The 21,324-nt window shown below is 55.9% G+C and carries 15 protein-coding genes; 7 read left to right on the forward strand and 8 right to left on the reverse strand.

Annotation, left to right across the window (positions count from 1 at the left end; all coding sequences use genetic code 11):
- Positions 1–97: 97 nt before the first annotated feature.
- Entirely contained in the window at positions 98–1,906 is a 1,809-nt protein-coding gene (locus ACOZ4H_RS18950) for a hypothetical protein (RefSeq protein WP_424330823.1), read from the reverse strand.
- Positions 1,907–2,195: 289 nt separating this feature from the next.
- Positions 2,196–3,371 carry a glycosyltransferase family 4 protein gene (locus tag ACOZ4H_RS18955; protein ID WP_424330824.1) on the reverse strand — a complete coding sequence of 392 codons (1,176 nt, stop codon included), beginning with the start codon at positions 3,369–3,371 and terminating at the stop codon, positions 2,196–2,198.
- Between the two features lie 336 nt (positions 3,372–3,707).
- Between ACOZ4H_RS18955 and ACOZ4H_RS18960 the strand changes: the two genes are divergently transcribed.
- The 4 genes from ACOZ4H_RS18960 (at position 3,708) to ACOZ4H_RS18975 (ending at position 8,940) form a co-directional block, all read left to right on the forward strand.
- Positions 3,708–4,619, forward strand: coding sequence for a hypothetical protein (locus tag ACOZ4H_RS18960; protein ID WP_424330825.1), 912 nt, complete (start codon positions 3,708–3,710; stop codon positions 4,617–4,619).
- A gap of 232 nt (positions 4,620–4,851) precedes the next feature.
- Positions 4,852–6,042, forward strand: a complete 1,191-nt coding sequence (locus ACOZ4H_RS18965; RefSeq protein WP_424330826.1) for a carbohydrate-binding protein — start codon at positions 4,852–4,854, stop codon at positions 6,040–6,042.
- Positions 6,043–6,161: 119 nt separating this feature from the next.
- The gene (locus tag ACOZ4H_RS18970; protein ID WP_424330827.1) at positions 6,162–7,457 is read left to right on the forward strand and encodes a glycosyl hydrolase family 28-related protein; all 1,296 of its coding nucleotides are present in this window, start codon (positions 6,162–6,164) and stop codon (positions 7,455–7,457) included.
- A 667-nt stretch (positions 7,458–8,124) separates the two neighbouring features.
- Positions 8,125–8,940 carry a hypothetical protein gene (locus tag ACOZ4H_RS18975; protein WP_424330828.1) on the forward strand — a complete coding sequence of 272 codons (816 nt, stop codon included), beginning with the start codon at positions 8,125–8,127 and terminating at the stop codon, positions 8,938–8,940.
- 97 nt (positions 8,941–9,037) lie between these two features.
- Here ACOZ4H_RS18975 and ACOZ4H_RS18980 read toward each other — a convergent pair whose 3' ends face one another.
- Positions 9,038–10,171, reverse strand: coding sequence for a glycosyltransferase (locus tag ACOZ4H_RS18980; RefSeq protein ID WP_424330829.1), 1,134 nt, complete (start codon positions 10,169–10,171; stop codon positions 9,038–9,040).
- Positions 10,172–10,529: 358 nt separating this feature from the next.
- On the opposite strand from ACOZ4H_RS18980, the gene ACOZ4H_RS18985 reads away from it, so the two are divergent.
- Entirely contained in the window at positions 10,530–11,756 is a 1,227-nt protein-coding gene (locus ACOZ4H_RS18985) for a glycosyltransferase (RefSeq protein ID WP_424330830.1), read from the forward strand.
- A gap of 136 nt (positions 11,757–11,892) precedes the next feature.
- Here ACOZ4H_RS18985 and ACOZ4H_RS18990 read toward each other — a convergent pair whose 3' ends face one another.
- The 3 genes from ACOZ4H_RS18990 to ACOZ4H_RS19000 all read right to left on the reverse strand — a co-directional run bounded on the left by ACOZ4H_RS18990 (position 11,893) and on the right by ACOZ4H_RS19000 (position 15,557).
- Complete coding sequence (locus ACOZ4H_RS18990; RefSeq protein ID WP_424330831.1) at positions 11,893–12,828, reverse strand: DUF1616 domain-containing protein; 936 nt, start codon at positions 12,826–12,828, stop codon at positions 11,893–11,895.
- Positions 12,829–13,007: 179 nt separating this feature from the next.
- Entirely contained in the window at positions 13,008–14,714 is a 1,707-nt protein-coding gene (locus tag ACOZ4H_RS18995) for a hypothetical protein (RefSeq protein ID WP_424330879.1), read from the reverse strand.
- Positions 14,715–15,275: 561 nt separating this feature from the next.
- Positions 15,276–15,557 (reverse strand): winged helix-turn-helix domain-containing protein, encoded by a 282-nt coding sequence (locus tag ACOZ4H_RS19000; protein ID WP_004515801.1) that lies wholly within the window; start codon positions 15,555–15,557, stop codon positions 15,276–15,278.
- Between the two features lie 791 nt (positions 15,558–16,348).
- Here ACOZ4H_RS19000 and ACOZ4H_RS19005 point away from each other — a divergent pair.
- Positions 16,349–16,981, forward strand: coding sequence for a DUF7344 domain-containing protein (locus tag ACOZ4H_RS19005; RefSeq protein ID WP_424330832.1), 633 nt, complete (start codon positions 16,349–16,351; stop codon positions 16,979–16,981).
- Positions 16,982–17,039: 58 nt separating this feature from the next.
- Here the strand turns inward: ACOZ4H_RS19005 and ACOZ4H_RS19010 are convergent, their stop codons facing one another.
- Entirely contained in the window at positions 17,040–18,185 is a 1,146-nt protein-coding gene (locus ACOZ4H_RS19010; protein WP_424330833.1) for an alpha-D-ribose 1-methylphosphonate 5-triphosphate diphosphatase, read from the reverse strand.
- Positions 18,186–18,917: 732 nt separating this feature from the next.
- Between ACOZ4H_RS19010 and gfo6 the strand changes: the two genes are divergently transcribed.
- On the forward strand, positions 18,918–19,988 hold the full coding sequence (gene gfo6, locus ACOZ4H_RS19015; protein WP_424330834.1) for a D-xylose 1-dehydrogenase Gfo6: 1,071 nt from the start codon (positions 18,918–18,920) through the stop codon (positions 19,986–19,988).
- Positions 19,989–20,905: 917 nt separating this feature from the next.
- Here the strand turns inward: gfo6 and ACOZ4H_RS19020 are convergent.
- Positions 20,906–21,241: a winged helix-turn-helix transcriptional regulator gene (locus ACOZ4H_RS19020; protein WP_424330835.1), complete on the reverse strand. Its 336-nt coding sequence runs from the start codon at positions 21,239–21,241 to the stop codon at positions 20,906–20,908.
- Positions 21,242–21,324 lie beyond the last annotated feature (83 nt).

The raw sequence follows: 21,324 nt of genomic DNA on the forward strand, positions 1-21,324 counted from the left end.
TGATTCCGTAGCAAGCAGAATCAGGGGAGACGAGTTACAGTGAACAGAGGAACCGTCGTGAGTGTTTTAGGCGATACCCTCAAGCGATATGGCGGAGTTACTGGTTGGGATCCTCGTCCGCTGGCGGGGCGACAGCCCAACCGGTGAACCCGCCGTTTGCGTATATTCTGTTCGCCGTCGGGTCCCGCCCAAGCTGGGCCATATGCTTGTCGCCGTACCGGAAGAGGAACTCCTGTTGGTCATCGGTGAGATACTCGGCGGTGTTGCGTTTCCTGTCGAACGTCTTCGTGACGACGTAGCTGTCTCCAAAGGTTCCTGCAGCTGTGGCGTCTGGATCGTCGTATCCAAGGCCAGGCGGGATGTCGTTCTCAGATTCGAACCCTGGTGGATAAAGCCGGGGACTGTCAGAGCCGAGCGCGTAGTCTTTCGCCTTGTGCGACATGACCATCGAGTGGATCGGTTCTCCGAGGTCGTGGTTGGAGGCGAGATACTCAGTTCCGTCGGCTTCGGTGTGTGTGAGGTGTCGGTTCGGCTCGTAGGCGGCGTTCGCACCAAGTCCAGCGGCCAGTAGAATGACCGCTGCGACGACCGGCGTCACCCAAGAATTCCGACGTTCGAAGAGGTAAAGCATTTTCATGCCGACCATGATTGTCGCAAACAGGATAGCATACCTCGAGAGGCGGATGTTTCCGTGAACGATCATATCTCTGAGGAGGAACAGCATCGCTAGCGCGATACCGGCTATGTAGTGCGTGCCCGCGAATCCCCAGTGATACCGTCTGTCGCCGCGCCAGTAGGCGGCGGCAATGACCAGCAAGAACAGTCCAGCCAGTGCAAAGTATAGGAAAACGGTGCCGTACAGGCTCATGAACTTCCAGAACAACTGCGTCGGCGTGAACGACACTGCAGCAGCGGACATCATCTCTCTCGCTGCTGGTGATGGCCCTTTGTCTGGCCCAAACATATTGACGACAGCGAATCGTGTCTGCTGGAAGCCGGTAATCCACGCGAACTGTATCGGGAGGAATGCTGCCGCCAACCGGAGACTGAGCGTGGGGATAGATTCCCCCGTGTATGCGTTGTACAGTCGCGTGATCACCGCCGAGACCAGTATCAACCCTATCATGAACAGGGTGGTCATCGGGTGCATATAGATCATGAGGAAGCCAAAAAGGATCAACAGGAATAGATACTCGCTCGCATTCGTCCGGCGGTACCGTTCCAGCAGCAGGATAATCACCGGGAACAGCATGAAGGACAGGATAGCCGGGTGAATCGAGAGGTGGAACGTCGTGTAGAGGAGAGGCGTCCCGGCGGCGAGGCCGATGGCCATACTCCCTGGTTGGCCGGTAAAGTGCCGGAGAAGGACGCCGATTCCGATGATTTGGACGGTGGTAAAGAGGAACGCCAGAAGGTAGGAGGTGCTCTCAAGTGGCATCCCGAGCATGTTCAGCTCCGCCATCAGAACGTGCTCCCCGGGGTACCAGATACCGGGCAGTGAGCCGGTGTTCACCAGGCCCTTTACGCGTCCTAGGTGGCGCAACTTGTCTGCCTCACCGCGCCCGTAAAGTCTGTAGCCACGGGCGACGGGCAGGAAGATATAGAGGAGGTAGTTCGCGATCACCAGCGACAGGCCGTGTTTCCAGTACGTCGTGTTTGTCGCCGCAGCGACTAGCATCAGTAGGATCCCACCACAGAGAACTGTGTAGAAGAACACCCAGTATGCAAGCGGGAGTGCCGTAACGATGGACGTCTCGTACCCCGTCGCGGGCTCGATCGTGAGAAACAGGACACACTCGGTCAGTAGCAGCACCGACAGTGCACCCACCATGTATCCCTGCGCGTTGTGATCGACGACTCGAAAGAGGTTGTCGAGCCGTTCGTCTGTTCCTGTCACGAAACTCATCAACTATGTCGACCCCCAGGTTCTTCGATTGAAGTCACGACCCGCTTCACAGTCTGTTGTGTAACTCAGGTATATTAAGTAAGAACCTATTACGGCCCGGCTAGCAGCGAGCCCGAATGGGACTCACCAATCGGTGGTCGAAACGGGCGATTACGTCCTACACACGACGTAAGGGAGAACGCGGGATCGGCGCGTGATCAGCCATCGTTTGCGTCCGTGAGTTTCTGCTGCGCGTCCGGTCACCCGGCGTCCCAGAAAGTACAGGTCCGGTGGCGCGTCGCTATTACAGTCACTGGATCTGCGGGGCTTCCTCGGCCGTTCGCTTGTCCCGGCCGTTCCTAATTGTGGACTGGTCCAAACGCTCCAGCGCCTGTGTGGTGTACTCAACCGTCTCAGCCCAGTCGTAGTTCGAAGTGACGATCTCGCGGCCGTTCCGCCCCAGTCGGTTGAGGCACTCCGGATCGGTGAGGAGGCCACTGAGCGCGTCGGCCAGTGCGGCGGTATCGCCTACAGGCACTATCTCGCCTGCGTTCTTGACGACCGGCGCGGTCTGTTCCAGACGTGTGCTGACGACTGGGGTCTCACACGCGAGCGACTCCATCACCGTCCGCGGGAACCCCTCAGTTCGACTCGCGATAGTGAAGACGTCGGCCGCCCGGAACACGGACGGCATCTCCTCGTACGGGACGCGTCCGAGGAACTCGACCGCGTTCGCAATTCCCGCCCGTTCGGTCTCCTGTTCGAGTTCCTCGCGCATAGGGCCGCTACCACAGAAAAATAGCCGTGCCGAGGGATGCTCGTCGTGAACCGACTCGAAGGCGGAGAGGACGTCTTGCGGTCGTTTCCCCTCGACGAGCCGACCGACGAAGATGACCGTCGGTCCCGCCGCCTCGGCGATTCGCGAGTGGGTGTCGCCTGTCGGCGAGAACCGCTTGGAGTCGATCCCGTTGTGGATGACTTCGATGTCCGAATCGACTCCCAGGTCACGCAGTTTCTCGCGTTCGACGTCCGTGTAACAGAACGTGACGTCGGCGGAGTTGTACGTGAACCGGCCTGCTGTGCCGAGATGGAACCGGGAGATCAGTTCTGGGGCACGCTGGGAGATGAGCCCATGGCAGGTGACGGCGAAGGGGATGTCGCTGATTCTGGCGAACGCGGCGGCCACGTTGCTCGAATAGAAAAGGTGCGAGTGAGCGTGGACGACGTCGTACTGGTCGTTGTTCCGGAGGTAGCGCAGCGTCCCGGAGAACAGTTCGTTCCCAAACACGTCCAGTTTCGGGGACTGACGGACGATTTCGTACCCCGCTCGCTCCTCTCTGGCAGGCTTCGAGTCGTCCTTCGAAATCGTCAACACAGTGATGTCGTGGCCGCGTTCGGCCTGGTCGCGACTCAGTGCGTGTATGTGATACGGTGCTCCACCGATCATATCAGGGAAAATATCCTGTGCGACGCGGAGAATGCGCATTCGTTTCCGGTATGAGTATCCGACCGAGACTCTTTGTTAACTATCGGCTTAATTAAGTAGCAAGTGCATACATTCGCGGCACAAGCGGTGTACACAGTATTTCGTTGGAGTCCACAACACACATAGAGCGGTCGAGAGGAGTGCCGTGCTCGTAACCTGCCGGAGACCGCGAGATTGGGGCGGTGGACGGGCTCCGAAGGTCTTCTATCTGTCAGAGGTAGAGTGCCAGTGACGCTTTGCCGGTTGGAGATCGCTCGGCCTCTCGGTTCACCGATCGTACCTGACGGAGTTTTGCGGATTATAACAATGCTACGTACGTTGCTATAGTAGGTCAAAATGTACTCCGTCAGTTCGTTGAAACAGGGGATCGACGATCCCCGACGTATCCTGCAAGAATTCAATCGGCTCTACTACCGGCGGCTGAAGACCCGCCCGTACAACGAGGAGGGGCTCGACGTCTTCGAGCGAGACTGGGACACGCTGTGTATCCTTGACGCCTGCAAATACGACCTGTTCGAGGAGCGGAACACGCTCCCCGGTAACCTCGAGAAAGTCGTTTCACGGAGCTCCTCCACTAAAGAGTTCCTCAGAGCGAACTTCCACGGCAGGGAGTTCCTCGACACCGTCTACGTCACCGGGAGTCCGATGCTTCACCGCCTCCGTGACAGGATCGACACCCAGTTCCACGACGTGATCAACGTCTGGCAGGAAGAGGGGTGGGACGAGACGTGTCGAACCGTCATGCCTGAGACGATGGCCGACGCGACCCGGAAAGCCAGGGCGGAGTATCCCAACAAGCGACTTTTCGTCCACTTCCTGCAGCCACACTACCCGTTCATCGGTCCGATCGGTCGAGAGCACTTCGATCTCGACCGACTGAACTTCGAGTGGGACAAGTTACGCCGTGGAGAGATCGATATTCCGGAAGACGTGGTGCGGCAGGCTTACGCCGAGAATCTGGACGAGGTCCTGCCACACATCGAACAGTTGTTCTCTGACCTGCCCGGCCGCATCGTCGTTACGTCCGACCACGGCCAGATGTTCGGCACGAGCGCATTTCCGATTCCGCTGAGAGAATACGGCCATCCGCCCGGGATCTACACCCCGGAACTCGTAGAGGTCCCGTGGCTGGTCTACGATCAGGAGACGCGTCCAGAAATATCCGCCGAGGACCCGACGGACCCCGGTGAGACCGACGTGGGCCAGGACCTCGCACAGGAACGGCTCCGAGACTTGGGATATCTGTAGCCCTCGCTCGGAAGACAGACCCGCTAGGTGTCGTCGAGTCTTGAGACGGTGAAGGTGGTCATCTGGGCCGGTAAGAACATCCTAAATCCGGGATTGTCTATTCATTTCTACTATTATTTTAAGATATTATCTATTTAATGGTATGCAACAAATAGCAACTGAACTATTCTTTGTACCGAAGCAGACCCACTCTGCAACATAGATTAAAAGAGTAATAAGGAATTACCACGTTGTGAAAGACACAGAAGCGAATCGATCGAACGATCCCGAACTTGTATCGGCGGACGAAGACGATGCACTCCCACCGACTCGGGTGAGTCGGCGGTCCTGGCTCAAAGCCTTCGGAGCAGTCGCTGCATCTGTTGGTTTAGTTAGCGGTAGTGAGTCATTAACTGGAGAGGCTTCGGCGACAGGCTATGGCTACGGTGGCGCGCCGCTGGTCACGGAGTTCGATTCGGTCGAGAGCGTCTCGTCGGTCTCCGAATCAGAGCCAAATGACCACCGAGACAATGCCACTGCCGTTACGCTCGAAACGACGGTGAGCGGAACTCTCTCGACTGCGGAGGTCGACTGGTACTCCTTCGACGTCGCGAGCGGGAAGGATCTGTACGTCCAGTACGATCGGAACTCCGACGCGGGCGTCAGCGTGATGGCGCTGTTCGGGCCCACCGGACAGTTGCTGAACCAGATGTACGTGAGCTCGGACACTGCAGTCGTGCTTCCCGTGACGACCAGTACAGACGGGTCCCACTACGTCCAGATTGTCGACATCAAAGACGCCGCGGGTGACTACACGCTCCTGGCCACGACGGGGAGCGAACCATCGAGTGGCCCGACACAGACCCCGTACGGAGACGGACCAGCACCGATACCCGGACGGATCCAGGCGGAGGACTTCGACGTCGGCGGTGAGGAAGTTTCGTACCACGATACGGATGAGAAGAACAGAGGCGGGACGTATCGCGACACCTCCGTCGACGTCGAACCGTCTCAGGACGGCGACGACGGGTACAGCGTCGGCTACTTCAAGGACGGCGAGTGGCTGGAGTACACTGTCGATGTCACACCGGGCACGTACGACATCACGTTCCGGGTCGCGACGGAAAAGTCCGGCAGGCAGATAGACGTCACGCTGGACGGCACGTCTCTCGGGACGCTCGACGTCCCGACCACTGGTGACTGGTACACATACCAGACCGCGACGCTTTCGGATGTCTCTATCGATGCCGATGGCGAACACGTCCTCCGGTTGGAAGCGATCAACAACGGGTTCGTCCTCAACTGGGTCGAGTTCGCGTCGGTCGAAACGGCGACGCCCACTGAAACGGCGACGCCCACTGAAACGGCGACCACCACCGATACCGAGGACGATTACGGAGAGCTGGGCTTCGGCATGGGCGGTTACGGCGGAGATAGCCAATGACTCCGTCCACTATGGCACACAGCGACTTAGGACCGACGACTGACGGGAACGGCTCCAGGCGACACCAGTGCGTGTCCCTGATGCAACAGCAATAGATACCAAACACGACTTACAGAACAATGGCAGAACGTTACACCACGCCCGAGCAGGGCACACTCGACTGGCACGTACCGCTCAACGAAAATTTCAGCCGACTGGAAACCGACGTGGAGATCCGGGACCTGGAGAACAATATTGACAACTATACCCCCACGTCCGGCCGACTATTCCGGGCCACGGACTCCGGAAATCTCTATCTGGCCAACGGCACGGACTGGAATCTCCACAACCCCCCGAGTAGCAGTGATGGCTCGTCGTCTGGCGGTGGTATCTGGACATCGATAACGGAGTTCGGTGCTGTCGGCGACGGGTCGACCGACGACTCCGACGCGCTCGAAAAGGCTATCCACAGCGCGACGAACGTGTACGTTCCCGACCGGACGTTCAAGATCCAGCGGCCGCTCACGTTCTCCGATGTGGATACGCTCCACCTCTTCGGCCCGGGGACGCTGAAGTACGGCGATCTTAACGAGGACTACAAGTACCTGTTGCGATTCAACAATTCGCACGACGTTACGGTGGAGAACCTCACGCTCGACGGGAACTACGACAATACCGCAGACTACGGGGCCCTGTTCTTCGACGAGTGTACCGACACCCGCATCGACAAGTGTGACCTCTACGATTGGGGGAACGCCCAGGCATCCACAGGATCCTCATCGGTGACGGACCAGCCACACACGATCACTGCACGCGGCTGCCAGGGGACGGATGTGCTGTTCAACAACATCCGCAACAGCGGTGGCAAAGGCGTGAACGTTTGGGCGAAGTCGACGACCAAGCCCAGCGTGAGCACTCGCCTTATCGGGAATCGGACCTACAATACCGGAGAAGAGGGGCTGTTCGCCGGAACAACGAACGACGAGGGGACCGCCGGCATCATCCTGGCGAACAACGATATCGACACGACGCGGGCCCAGTACGGTATCCGAATGGGCGGTAAACAGCGCTGTCACGCGCTCATCGCGAACAACACGATTCGGAATACCGTCAACGCCGGGATCGAAGTCAAGACGCAGGCTCCGTGTGTCTACAACATCTCGAACAACGTACTCTACGGCGATAACGGGATCAACATGCGCTCTATCGACGAACCGCTCAGCGGAGTCATCTCCAACAACACGCTGGTCAACTGCTCCGGATGGCAGGGGATCAAGCTTCTCAGTGGCTGTGAGGACGTCATCGTTTCCGGGAACTACGTGAATTTCATCCGTATTAACTCTGGGAATAACTTCTCGGTCTTCGGCAACTACACCTACGGAAAGGGTATCGACACCAGCGGTGCCAGTGGTGTCAAGACCGGGCTCAACATCTAGGGCCGTCTCGATTTGTTTGCCCCGGCAGACGGTTCGCCGCTGTCGAGTTCTGTGCTGTTAAAAGGGTGATCAACAGACCGCGTCGCCGTCCGATATGCGTTCACTACTGTCAATACTCCAACTAGTACAAGCGAACTAATTATGTATACGCATAGCTAGTCCCCAAACACTCAGGACCAACCGCCGTGGAACGGGGTGGTTCCACGGTTCTGTTCAGTACCAATTAATACTCATGAATCACGAACTTACAATTCCACAGCGGGGGGTAAACAACTGGCACGTCCCCATCAACGGAAACTTCGAGCAGTTGGACCGGGACGTAGAAATTCGGGACTCGGCGGCAAACCGAGACTCCTATGAACCTAAGCAGGGGGCACTGTTCCGGGCCACAGATACGGGAAATCTGTATCGTGGCACCGGATCAGAGTGGACCCGACAGGATCCCCCGGGTGTCTTGGTAGACTGGGCGAGTATCACTGATTTTGACGTGGGAAACGACGGGGATGACGCCTCTGCGGCACTCAAAACCGCACTCGAGTCCGTCCGGAATGTGTACATCCCACAGGGGTCTTACAAGTTGGCGAAGCCGCTCAAATTCAGTTCGCTCTCTGACAGGCGGATCTTCGGATCCGGAACGCTCCGATACCCTCAGGATGGGTCGGAGTACATGTTCGAGTTCGAGAAGTCGTCCGGCATCGAGATAGACGGGATTTCCTTCGACGGGAACGAGAAGAACACTAACGATTACGGGGCCGTCCGATTCGTCGGCTGTTCGGACATTTCGGTCCGGAACTGTCAGTTCTACTCGTGGGGGAACTCCGACGGTTACACCGACGAACCACACACAGTCGCGACACGAGGGTCCGACGACGTCGACATCCTCTACAACAGTATCGTTGATTCCGGTGGTAAGGGGATCAGCGTCTACGCCTTCGATGACGACCAGACTGACAGCATCCGTATCATCGGCAACAGGACGAAGAACACCGACGAGGAGGGGATATTCGCCGGAACGGAACACAACTCGGGGACGACAAGGGTCGTCATCGCGCACAACGACATTGACACCACGAAGAAACAGTATGGAATGCGCATCGGCGGACTGCAACCCTGTAACGCGCTCATCACGGGGAATACAATCCGAAACACGCATAACGCCGCGATCGAGGTCAAGTCGCGGTCGTCGAGCGTGTACACGATTACGAACAACGTAGTGACAGGTAACAACGGAATCAACATCCGCTCGGTCGAGGAGCCACTCGGCGGGGTCATCGCCAACAACAGTATCGTTGACTGCAACGACTCCGGACAGGGTATCAGGCTGCTGAGCGGCTGTGAGAACGTCATCGTTTCCGGGAACTACGCCAACCAAATCGAGCTCGACGGTGGCGATAACTTCTCTATCTTCGGGAACTACACCTACGGAAACGGAATTACTACCAGGGGTGCGAGGAACGTCGAAGAGGCGATGAACATCTCCTGACCACGGAATCGTTCGTTAAAACCGCCCGACTGACGTTGTGGGGAGCCGGTATGCCCTCAAGCACGGATCCCACGGCTCTCAGCAGTCGGCCGCGATGTTAGGCAGTGCCAGGATCGACTGCCAGGTCTTTCCCGAGGAGATCGCCGTAGAGAGCCAGATGATCCCGGACCATCTGCTGGATTGTGAACTCGTTGCGGACGCGCTTGAGGGCTCGCGTGCCGAGGGCCGACCGCCGCTTTGCGGACGCGAGGTCGCCCATCGCCGACGCGAGTGCGTCCGGCGATTCGGGTGGAACCAGAAGGCCGGTCTCGCCATCGGTAATTACCTCCTCGACGCCGGGGATCGCCGTGGCCACGATCGGCAGTTCCGCGGCCATCGCCTCGAGTTGGGCGATCGGGAGCCCCTCTTTCGTCGACGAGGAGACGAACGCGTCAGCCACCGCGTAGTAGTCGTAGACGTTGTCGGCGAATCCGGTAACGGTGACGCGGTCCGACACGCCCAGTTCTGTCGCTGTCTCTTTGAGGGCGGACTCTAGCGGGCCCCAGCCAACGATCAGCAGATGTGCGTTCTCTAGATTCGGGACGCCCGCTGCCATCGCTCGAATGAGGTCGGCCTGAGCTTTCACCGAAACGTACCGACCGACGCTGACATAGATACGTTCGTCATCGAGGTCCAACTTCTCTCGAACCGCATCCGGATCCGCCTCCGAGAGGTTTCTTCGGAACGATTCGACGTCCAGACCGTTGTGGATGGTTTGCCACCGGTCGCTGGAGGCGAACGGTCCACGTTCCCCCGACTCGAAGGACTCTCGGACACCGTCCGAGACAGCAACCGTCGCCGAGTCCAATGGCCGGGTTACCTGCTCGACCCCTCGCTCGACGAGGAAGTAGTTGCTCCTGACATTGTGTTGTGTACTCACGACGTGCTCCACGTCGCTGAGAGCGCCGACGATACGACCGATGGACTGCGAGTATGGCAAGTGACAGTGCAGGATATCGAAGGAGTTCCGGCGGAAGAACTGCACCATCGGGACGATCGACCGGGGGTCGAACTGTGGATGGTCCGTCTGGGCACCGAAATCGACGACCTGTGCGCCCGCCGCTTCGAACTCCGTCTGAAGTGTATCGTCAGATCCAAAGAAGCAGATAGTGAAGTCGATCCTCTCGTCGGTGTTTTGCACCAGGTCGAGGACGACGTTCGGTGCGCCTGCCGGTTCCAGTTGATTAGTCAAATAACATATATCAGCGCGGGCGGACGACGTGCTCTGTTTGCCGTCCGTCCGAGAGATACCCCCTGAACTGGATTCAGCACGCTGCATATCGTGTGAGGGCGGCCCGATTCTATTAAGTATAGATAGGCTAATGCTTGAATAGTGCGGTCTGCCCGGCACAAGGGTGCTGAAGGCGTTCGTGCCTGCCAAGGTGTGGTGACGCGACGACCAGCGACCCATAATTTAGGTTCTGACTTACAAGCACGTTACCGATACCAAACAGAATCATGACAGGCGAAAGATCCGCTTCGCAGCGAACACAGAGCACTGAATCGGCGTCTCAGCTGGCACACGGCCTCGGTTGTGGAACGACCGACAGATGACCGCCGAGTCCGAACCGTCAGTCAGTTTTGTGGGTCCCGACTCGGCGGACCCTCCGTCCACGACCGCCGAGAGTCAGGACGAGAACGCCGACCCCGAGGTCGGGAAAGCGCTTCCGAAACTGGCGTTTTATGTCCCGTCGCTCGACACCGGTGGAGCAGAGCGCGTGACGGTTACCCTCGTCAATGAGTTAAACAGGCGCGGTTACGACGTCGACCTCGTCGTCTCGTCGGTTGGCGCAATGGGGGAGGACCTCGCGGAGACGGTGACGCTCGTCAACCTCGACAGCCCACGGCCCCCGGGCATCGGTATCGGGGCCGGTATCCCGGGTATCGCGTCGTACCTTCGGTCGGCCAGTCCGGCCATCCTCTTCCCGCAGATGACGTACGCGAGCGTGGTCTGCGCTGTCGCGAACGCGGTGTCGGGAACGGAGACCGTCGTGCTCCCGACAGAACACAACACGCTGGGAATGAAGACCGGGCGGAAGGACAGAGCAGTCAGCAAGGTCGCAGGCCTGCTCTACAGAGACATCGAGCGGGTGCTCGCTGTCTCTCAGGGCGTGGCCGACAGCGTCGTCGCGTCGACGCCCCTCGATTCCGACCGAGTAACCGTCACACACAACCCCATCGACGTCGGCTCGATCAACGACCGGTCGACTGAGCCGGTCGACCACCCGTGGATCTCCTCGCCCGACCACGAAGTGGTTCTCTACGTCGGCCGGCATGAGGATCAGAAGGACCTCGAGACGTGGCTCGCGGCGTTCAAGCAGATCAACGAGACGATACCGAGCGCGCGCGGTATCATCGCCGGGAAGGGCTCGAAGCGAGAGGAACTCCGGTTCATCGCGGAGCAGGAGGGGCTCGAAGACGTCGTCTCCTTCCCGGGCTACGTCGACAATCCGTACGGATACATGGGTGGTGCCGACGTGTTCATGCTCTCGTCACAGTACGAAGGGCTGCCCACAGTGCTCATCGAGGCGCTGTCGTGTGGATGTCCTGTAGCGTCCACTGACTGTCCGAGCGGCCCGAGCGAGATACTCGCCGGCGGGGAGTACGGCTCACTCGCTCCCGTCGGTAAACCACAGGAGCTCGCCGACGCGGCAATGTCAGAACTGACCGATCCAGTTGATGAGGCGGCGTTGCTCAAGCGCGCGGAAGATTTCTCGCCCACGGCTGTGGGAGACACATACGAGCAGGTTATCCAGACGGTACTGGCAGACCGCTGATTTCGGGTTGTGCCTCATGCACCCAGCATCGCTCCGCTCTCGGTGCCCCTACTCTTCCCGCTTGGGACCGGCCACCGGCAGATTTTTGATGTGAGGTCCGACCAGCGACCAACCTGTGGGCCCGACCGCGACACGACTAGTTCGCGGTCACATCGATCCAGATGTGGAGATTCCGGTAGCTATTCTCCGCAGTCGGCTGGGCCGGCTTCGTCGACTTGTACAGGAGGTAGGTCAAGCGGAGGTTTTCGCCCTCGATAACGGGGCGGACGCTATGTTCACGCTGCCAGGTTTCGCCGGCGGCAACACTGTTACGATACGTATTCAGTTCCGCTCGTTTAATAGGCTCGCCGTCCTCGTTCAGGTCGCTGAGTGTTACGACGACCGTGTACTCGACGAGCTGTTTCTCCTGATTCGTGACGGTGAAGTAGAGGTCTTCGCTCTCGCCGAGGGTTATCTCTTCGGGATACTCGTCTGCCACGAGCGAACCGTCGTCCAATTCTGTCAGCAGTCCGAATTCGGTGTATTTTTCGCCGCGAGGAGGATCCATCGCGACGACGCCCACACTCAGGACTGCGGTCAGTACGGCAACGACGACTGCAAGGGAGGCCAACCGTGTGCCGGTCCCCCCAGACTTTGCGTCCGGTCCGCGGAGTCCTGAGTCGTTATCGAAGGAGTATGAGGGGTCGCCGATTTGCCAGCGGCGATAGCCCGCAATAGCTACTGAGACGAGTGATATCGCAGTAAGGACGGTAACAACCGGTTGTGGACGTATCAGCCACTGGGTGAATTCAAGGTTGATACCAACCAATATTGCGAGTGCGATGCTCGTTGTAACGGCCAGAAAAGCCTGCTCAAAAAACGATGGGATCTCCAGGTCGAATGGTCCGGCCTGCTGTGGGAACAGTGCTGAGACGACGGCGTATCCCGGGATAAGCAACAGAAACGGGATTACGATTACGGCTTGCAGGACCCCAGCAGTCCACAAGATTGTCACAGCAAGGGCCAGCACTGCGAAGATTGCGACCGCGATCAGATCAGCAACTCGTCCTATGAATCCAGACAACCCGTCCATGGCCAACGTTCTCTGTCCCATAAATAAAAGTAATTTCTACATAACGCTATGCTCTGCTTGCAGTTCAGCGATTGTCTGACAACTGTGAAGCACCGCCACGTCGTTTTTCTGGATTGTGAACAGAATCGAGAGAACTGTAGTTTGAGCCTGAGAAGGAGCGACGTAACGAATGCCCGCACTCAGTCGAACTGTTCTTGATACGTCGTCTTGATGTCTGCTTGGCGACTAGCGGTGAGGTTCTCGTACGACGTCCCGTAGGTGTCGCGAGCGAGTTCGTCCCAGGACTCGATCCGATCACCAGACTCCGTCTGGAACTGCGAATCGAAGTCCGCTTCGACCTTCTGCTGGACTTCAATATCCAGACCGGTGAAGTCAAAGTTCTCGCCGGCTTTCACATCGGCACCGTACTCTTGACGGGCGATCTCCTCACGCGTTCGCACCTCTGCGGCTGCAAGGCCGTCCGCGAACGGTTGGCGCTCGTGAATCTCTTCGACCTGGCGCTTCGTCTCGCTGCTGACCTCATTGTAGTAGAGTCCGTACTTGTCTTGGGTTATTTCATCGAGTGAAGCGCGCTCACCGTCAGAGACACTGGTCCCCTCGCTGGAGCCGCTGGAGCCGCTACCGTCGTCTTTGGCCCATGACGGCTTGACCGACATGGCGGTTGATGCCCGTGCGTCTTTTGAATAGATTCCATAGACGTACGTCTGCAGGCTCAGTGGTTCGACGGGATAATCCGTCGAATCGGTCACCGTGTATTCAATGTCGAACCGAACACGAGTCGACTCGCCGGGTGCAAGCGTCACGTTTCTGTCGACTCCATAGGCTTCGGGTCGGTCATCGTCGTCACTGTCAATGCGGTGCTGGACCGTTTGGGTTCCAGTGATTTCACCGGTGTTCGTGACTTTTGCGGAGAACACAGCCGTATCACCGACGTACAGGACATTCGGTCCGACCAAACCGGACACCTCGAAATGGCTGTCCTGTACCGTCGTCGAGACGATGTGTGTGTCGGCAGCGGTTCCAAACGAGTAGTTGTGTGTACCGCGGCTCAAATTCGTCGTATTCACTCCAATAGACACCGTTGTAGTTTCGTTGGCAGCGAGTGAAATGGAACGCGAATAGGTGGTGTTTGTGGAGTCACTGCTGAGCGTGACGTTGTCAGTGCCGTCCACGTCACCGACGTTCTTGAGGACCGCGGAGACGTTCGCAGTCTCTCCGTTTGTGACGTTGGCGGGTGCGGTCGTGTTCTGGACCTGGAATGTCGCCGGTTGCTGGACAACTAGTGTGCCGGTCGTTGTTGTGTTTTCCGTGGCGATCTTGTATTGATACCGTCCAGGTTCCAGATCGGCAGTGCGAACGGTCGCCGTGCTCACCTGACTCTGGCCGCCGGCAACCGATAACACCCTCTGGTTTAGAGTTTCGGTATCGGAGTACTGTCCGTTTTGGTCCGTATCAACGGCGAATCGAACCGTCTGGATCCCGCGATACGCACCGACATTTGTCAGGTTCGCTCGGATCGAGGTGTTCGTTCCGCGAACGACGGTAGCGTTTTCAGTTGTATCGGTGAGTGCAAACGTGGGAGGGGTGAGGATAGCCACACTCACAGTCATCTCTGGGGACGACGATTCACCAACGGTGACGGCATACGAGTAGTCACCGGAGCTGATTTGTTCGTGCTCGGCAACGAGCGTTACGTTCGTCGGTTCAGTTGGCGAAACCTGGACTTGTTTTGTCGCTACTGTTTCGGGAGATTGTCCATCCCCGTCCTCGCTCAATCGTAGCGCTACTTGTTGCGTTACTGTACTTGACCCCGTATTTGTGATTCGAATCTGGACTTGCAAGGGTTCATCCGGCCGAATTTCGGTTGGAGTGTGCACTGTATGCATCTCCAACTCACCTTCACCCACAGTGGTGTCCGAATCCGTCGGCACGTCAGCGACACCACCGATTCCGAGCCCCATCGTAGCGCCTCCAAGGACTAACAGCCCGGCGACACACCCAACCAGTAATTTTCCGTAGCCTATGGACAACATGCGTACGCAGGTAAGTTACAAACCACTATTGTTACGACTAGTATACCTGATAGTAGAGACTCTCTGCGGCAAATGACCCTGAGTGCATTCCAACGGCCACTGTCCCGAAATGAGTAGTGTTCGTTTACCCCCAGATATGTCCCCCAGAGCGGAAGCCACAAGTGGTTATCATAGCGATTCGGCACTAATAATTGATTGTCGATTCGAACAGGTTGTATTAACTAAGTTCGTAGGCACAATACCCACCAAGCCGCAGTCCATATCGGGATTAATGCGACAGTCCAATGCGGGGGAGAGGGAGCTATTTGCGGTTACGAACTCAATGTCAGGATTAAAAACAAAAAGACAAATGGTTCTAAGTCGACGCGCCTACGCCAAGCAAGCTTCTATCAGTCCGATATCGGGCCGGGACAGTTACGCCATGTTCTTCCGTTCGATGGTTTCCCAAATATCGACACCCTTCTCGGTGATGTCGTATACGCGGCCTTTCTTCCGGTCTTCTGAAACGAGTAGGTCAACGAGCTCCGATTCACGAAGCTCCTGCAACGCGCGTGAAACGTGAGCGATGCTCATTTCCCTGTCGTCCGCGATCAACGACGGTGTCGCAGGCCCTTCTGACAATCGGCGGAGAGTCTCGACTCGATACCGTGAACTGATAACGTAGCTCACCTCGTCCCACTGATCAAAGTCTGCCATCGTATCTATTCGTATGCACGAGTGTACCAGCTACCTTCTTTGGACAGAGACTCGTGTACAATGATGTTCCATGTGCCTGTGGTTAATTGTTTCGCTCGTGTCGCTTGGTCTCGCTTCGTAGCCATACATCATTCCAGTTGACTACCCCGCATACTGAGTATAAGGTGAGTAATATCGCTTCTCTACGAGAATCGCACCGCCGGACGTTCCATCCACTGACTCAATCGTCATGAACAACTAATCAGCAGCATAGCTACGAACACCGATAAATTCCTGTCCCTGACGACTCTCGAGAGCCATCGGCTATTCGACACACAGACACACTGAATCAGATCCGGGTTAGCGGATGTCCGTGCGATTGATACTCATAAGATTACATTACTCGAACGGTGGCCAGGAACGGGGAATGTACGTTATGATTTATCCTGCATAGTTCTAAGCAGACCAACTACGTATGATCTGACCATTGCTGCGTTTCAGTGCTCACAGCAGGTATTCTACGCATTTGTCGTATCTCGCTAATACCGAAGCAATTTTTCCAATGTGAATCGCCAGGGAACGATTCGAAGAGCGCCGTTACTCCCAGAATACCGAAGCAATTACCCACTACCGACAGCGGTAATCAAAGAAAAATTACCTAACCAGTTACATAACAAAGTATTAAGTGCCAAGGTGATGTTGAATTGAAATGCTGGCTGACAGCGTAACGCTCCGTCGATACAGCCGGGGGGCTGTGTGAACGCGATTCCAGACGGATAAACGATGTCGCAGCACACAGGAAGTGGGTAAATATGGGAGTCAAAGACACCGCACAAACGAAAGCAGAACCGAACAATAAACTAAGCGACGAATCCGTACCAGCCCCAGAGGGGAAGGAGAACAGTGCTGATCAGGTGGCATCACAGGAGCAGGACGGTTCCAGTGCGTCTCTAGACGTTATTTTTGAAATATTGAAAAACAGCCGCCGTAGAGAAGTCCTCCACTTTCTTCGAGAACGAGACGAACAAGTCTCTCTTGGAGAGCTCGCGGAACACGTTGCGGCCATCGAAAACGATACCACAACTGATGCTTTGACTTCTAGTGAGCGCAAGCGCGTGTACGTAGGGCTGTACCAGTGCCATCTCCCGAAGATGGACGACATCGGCGTCGTCGATTTCAACCAAGACCGTGGGCATATCACCCTTACTGAAAAGGCCGATGACTTCGAAAAGTACCTCGACCGCTCTGAAGAGGAGCAAGATCGACAGTGGTATCAGTACTACGCAGCCGTTTCCGTGCTGGGTGGGATAGTCCTCGCCGCCTCTATCGCCCTCTCACTTTCCAGCAGCATCATGTTAGGTTTGTTCGCCCTGGTAGTGGGTGTTGCAGGCGCGTGCTCTGTGTACCACTGGTCAGTCGAGCGGGAAGAGCCGGACAGCGAGTAGCCAGATAGGGAGGCCCGTTCCACGCACAATTTTCACGCAGTGTACATCACGAATACTGCTATGCCGAGCGATAGACTTCGTCGCCGGCAACATATGTTCGCGCTATCGATGGAACCGGATCCGGATCCACGATAATGATATCAGCCCTTGCACCCCGCTCTAATCGACCACGATCGTATAGGCCGGCAACAGCGGCCGGTGCAGTGGAAACACGCAATATCCGGTCTTTGAGTGGTTCCCCGTTTTCGAGAAAAACAGAGCTAAGCAGAGATTGCGGACGGAAGTCACTACAGAGGATGTCGACAATACCGTCCCTGATTGCCTGAGCCGCATCGGGCCCATCCCAGAGGCTTCCCCCACGAACCACGTTCGGCGCACCCATCGCAACGGCCAAGTTTAGGTCGGTTGCGCGCTGGGCAGCACGTTGGGAGAGCGGATACTCGCTGATATCGACCCCGATCGCAGCTGCATTGTCCACACCCGAAACAGTTTCATCGTCGTGTGAGGCAACGGGAATGTTTCGATCACTCGCTAGTTTTGTTATCTGACGCGCGCGCGACCTGGTCTCCGCTTCGGAGACATCGTTCCGGCGCGTGTGGAGCGTCTGTAGGTTTGCCTCTGAGACCTCACTGCTGAGGTCGTACCGCTGTGCAAGTGTGTTTTCGCCAGCAAACTGGCCCGCTCCAGGGATATGTGAAACAAGGGAAACGAGGTCTCCACCGGATTTAATCTCTTGCGAGACGGCTTCAACTGCCTCCTCGTTGGTGAGTTCACATCGCATGTGGAGTCTGTTGTCGACTCGGGCACCGGTGTCGCGGTTGAAATCCCGGATACGCTCAGCGAGGAGACCGGCTAATTCGATGCTTCGATTATCATCTGGGACGTCTTCGAACGCAATGGCATGGTACTTTGTCGTGATTCCCGCGCTGGCATTGGCAATGTCACACCGATCCAGGGCGACGGTTGTGTCGACGCGCTCCCCTGCTCTCGGAAAGAGGTGTCGTTCGATGTCATCACCGTGGAGGTCAACAAATCCAGGAAGGACATATTTCTCCGAGGCATCGACATCTGGGGAGTCGTGAGGTTCCGTTTCCACTGAGACTATTTTTCCGTCGGAGAACGCTACTGTCCCGTTCTCTATTTCAGTAGTAGGCGTAACAACAGTTCCTCCCGAGATCAACGTCCGATTTGCATTGTTTCTCATGCGCTGTGGCCCCGGTAAGATATACCAGTGAGGTATGGTGCGTTTCCCCGAAAGATGAGTATAGACCTGCTACGGCTGTGCGGCAATCGACATACAGAGTCTATACTTATATGTATTCAATGGCCATGGCCCGAAAGTATTGTATATAAGAAGTGGGAGACGGATTCGGTAATCGTCAATAGCGCCAGGAGGGTGCCTCTAAAACAATTATTCCTGTGCTTGGAATCGAGCCTCGACTTCATGGGATTCGACTTCAAAAGTAATATCATGGACAATTTGCACAAGTGTCAATATCTCTCAAATTCTTTCTTAGAATTATAGAATATCGTCATGGAGTCGACAACTTACTGACGGTTCGTACGGATTCATGTCTATTAGGATATACCTACTTGGATAATTCTATATTAACTGGCTGAACAAGAGCACTCGAGTGAGAATTTCGCTGTATTTTTCCATAGCAAGAACAGTGATAATAGCACTCAATTGAAAAAGAAGGACGATTATAACGCGACTACAGCAGTCAGAACGGTGATTTACTTGACCTGACTTGTTTCGGTTACTTCCAGCTCAGTCGTGAAACCGACCAACGCCTAGCGATATCAAACTCCACCATCGAGAACCAGTCAGCATGTTACGGAGTAGTTGCAGAATTCTATGTGTCGCTACCACTGACATGGTATTTGTGTGTCCAGAATCCGAAGGTTTTAGCGCCAGCGCTTAAAACAGGTTTGTATGAAAGAATGGATTGACACCTACGAGGAGCGTGACTGGCAAACGACCACAGACGGAACCGTTCGGTACGCACTGTTAGGCCTCGGCTGGTGGACGATCGATCTGGCACTCCCCGCGATTCAGGACTCTGATTTGGGTGACGTCACGACGTTCGTCAGTAGTTCCACACAAAAAGCAGAACGACTCGCCAACGAGAACGGTGTCGACAACGGGATCAGTTACGAGGAGTTCCACGAGGGGAAGGCGGCCGACGCGTACGATGCCATTTACATCGGGACGCCGAACGCCTTCCATCTGGAATACGCCGAGACGGCCGCGGAGTTAGACAAAGCTATTCTGTGCGAGAAGCCGATGGAGTCAACAGTTGAACGAGCTCGGGAGATGGTGGAGACCTGTGAGGACGCCGACGTTCCGCTGATGATTGCCTACCGGATGCAGACTGACCCGGCCGTCAGGCGCGCAAAGGAACTCATCGAAGACGGGTTCATCGGCGAGCCAGTATCAGTGTACGGCAATAACAGCCAGCCATTGCTTGAAATGAATCCGAACACGGACCAGTGGCGGCTCGACCCGGACCTGTCGGGCTATGGCACCTCCGTGATGGACCTGGGAATTTACTCTATCAACACGACTCGGTTCCTCCTCGACCGGGAACCACAGGTGGTGCAGTCACAGATGAGCTCTCATGCGGATGCCTTCGAAGACGTGCCTGATGAACGCTCAGGGGCGCTGCTTGCGCTGGAAGGCGGTGTCAAGATGGTCACGACCGACAGCCAGAACGCTCACGACGACACGCAACTGAAGATAACGGGTACAGACGGACAGATCGAACTCCGCCCAGCGTTCCACGGAAAGGCGAAACTCCACCTGTCCCGCAACGAGACCACAGTAACTGTCGAACACGAGAGCTTCGATGCGGAGGACGAGATGCGAGAGGAGTTCGACTACTTCGCCGACCGCGTCCTGACTGGTGCCGAGATCGCTCCGGATGGCCGCCACGGTCTCCAGGATATGCGGATCATCCGAGCGATTCACGAAGCCGCCGAAAGCGGCGACGTCGTCGAACTATAACTGAATCGGTCGGATTCGTCTGACCCTATCCTGGCTCGTCGTTTTGAAACTCGCTCCGGAGTAAAGAACGGCTGTCATGTTATTCCGGCCACGGTTGAAGACAGCGCTACCGCAGTCCGATATTCAAGATGGGTGAACAAAATTGACCCAAATCGTAATTTTATGTCCAGCGTGTCGTGAAGTCAGAGGTCACGTTTGAATAGGTCTACTTCTGCTACTGTCAGGGTGCTCTGTTGTAACTCATCTGTGAGGCCGATAAACAGGGAACACTGGAATATCTCGAATGGGTTTCCCGGATGAACGACCCGGCTCCGTTCATCAATACGGAATTGGTGTTCTGGTTTGATACCCAATGCAGTTGCTGGACCGTGGCGAAGATTTTCAGAGCATCACACCGGTTATTGTTTAAAAAGGCTGAGATCCAGGACAGAAGGCGGGAGATGTTATAACATCTGTACTGCTGTTATATAGTCAGCACTGGTAGAGTCTACGGACCCTCAAAGGCCGTAGGCGTCAGAGGTTTGTATTTGATACAACTATTCTCTATTTTGCTATCGCAGATATCCATTACCTATGCAATTTCGGAGATATGCTATTTTTGCGGATGTTTAATTTCATCGAGTGGATTTCTATTGGGTTTTTCCCTATTTATATTTATATGGCTAAGAACATAAGCAGATATGGCTCTTCTGTGTAAACTTAGCCCTAAATACATCCATATCCTAGGTTATTGTCTGCACTACTGCTAATTGTGGCCTATAATGTTGTAGAGTATGCCTGGTTACAATGGATAATGGAGGGACTAAATTGTATCGAGAGGCTGATCCTTGAATTTCCGTCAAAAAAAGAGTGATTCAGCATTCACAGCAGTACTGCCTCGGCCAGTGGTTCGACGTCCGGATCCGAATCCCTGATGCTCAATTATCGTCAGAGATCCACTTCTCACCCCATTCGTGGATTTCATCGAATGCCGAGAGGAGTTCATCGCCCTTCGGCGTCAGTGAGTAATAAACCGCAACTGGACTTCCCTCAGCGACTCGACGTTCAACGTATTCGTTTTCTTCCAAGTCATCGAGCACGCGAGACAGCGTTTGCGAGTTCGCATTCGTTGCACGCTTGAGTTCGTTAAATCGAAGCTCACCCTCCCTGAGAACGTGGATTACAGTCATGCGCCAGCGGGACCCGATCTCTTCAAGCGCTTGGATTACCGGGCAGTCACTGTATTTTGTTTCGAGGGTATCGTTCGATGACATCGGTGTTACCTGGTCAAGGCTACGTTCGCTGACTTATATTAGGCTCATGTTCCAACACCAGGTAAGATCATGTGACCGGTGTT

It is taken from the genome of Haloarcula amylolytica (assembly GCF_049705545.1).
Taxonomy (GTDB): domain Archaea; phylum Halobacteriota; class Halobacteria; order Halobacteriales; family Haloarculaceae; genus Haloarcula; species Haloarcula amylolytica_B.

Bases quoted from the DNA above. Each gene is read 5' to 3' on its own strand.
- ACOZ4H_RS18950 (WP_424330823.1), bottom strand. From the start codon at position 1,906: ATGAGTTTCGTGACAGGAACAGACGAACGGCTCGACAACCTCTTTCGA.
- ACOZ4H_RS18955 (WP_424330824.1), bottom strand. From the start codon at position 3,371: ATGCGCATTCTCCGCGTCGCACAGGATATTTTCCCTGATATGATCGGT.
- ACOZ4H_RS18960 (WP_424330825.1), top strand. From the start codon at position 3,708: ATGTACTCCGTCAGTTCGTTGAAACAGGGGATCGACGATCCCCGACGT.
- ACOZ4H_RS18970 (WP_424330827.1), top strand. From the start codon at position 6,162: ATGGCAGAACGTTACACCACGCCCGAGCAGGGCACACTCGACTGGCAC.
- ACOZ4H_RS18975 (WP_424330828.1), top strand. From the start codon at position 8,125: ATGTTCGAGTTCGAGAAGTCGTCCGGCATCGAGATAGACGGGATTTCC.
- ACOZ4H_RS18985 (WP_424330830.1), top strand. From the start codon at position 10,530: ATGACCGCCGAGTCCGAACCGTCAGTCAGTTTTGTGGGTCCCGACTCG.
- ACOZ4H_RS18990 (WP_424330831.1), bottom strand. From the start codon at position 12,828: ATGGACGGGTTGTCTGGATTCATAGGACGAGTTGCTGATCTGATCGCG.
- ACOZ4H_RS18995 (WP_424330879.1), bottom strand. From the start codon at position 14,714: ATGCATACAGTGCACACTCCAACCGAAATTCGGCCGGATGAACCCTTG.
- ACOZ4H_RS19000 (WP_004515801.1), bottom strand. From the start codon at position 15,557: ATGGCAGACTTTGATCAGTGGGACGAGGTGAGCTACGTTATCAGTTCA.
- ACOZ4H_RS19005 (WP_424330832.1), top strand. From the start codon at position 16,349: ATGGGAGTCAAAGACACCGCACAAACGAAAGCAGAACCGAACAATAAA.
- ACOZ4H_RS19010 (WP_424330833.1), bottom strand. From the start codon at position 18,185: ATGAGAAACAATGCAAATCGGACGTTGATCTCGGGAGGAACTGTTGTT.
- gfo6 (WP_424330834.1), top strand. From the start codon at position 18,918: ATGAAAGAATGGATTGACACCTACGAGGAGCGTGACTGGCAAACGACC.
- ACOZ4H_RS19020 (WP_424330835.1), bottom strand. From the start codon at position 21,241: ATGTCATCGAACGATACCCTCGAAACAAAATACAGTGACTGCCCGGTA.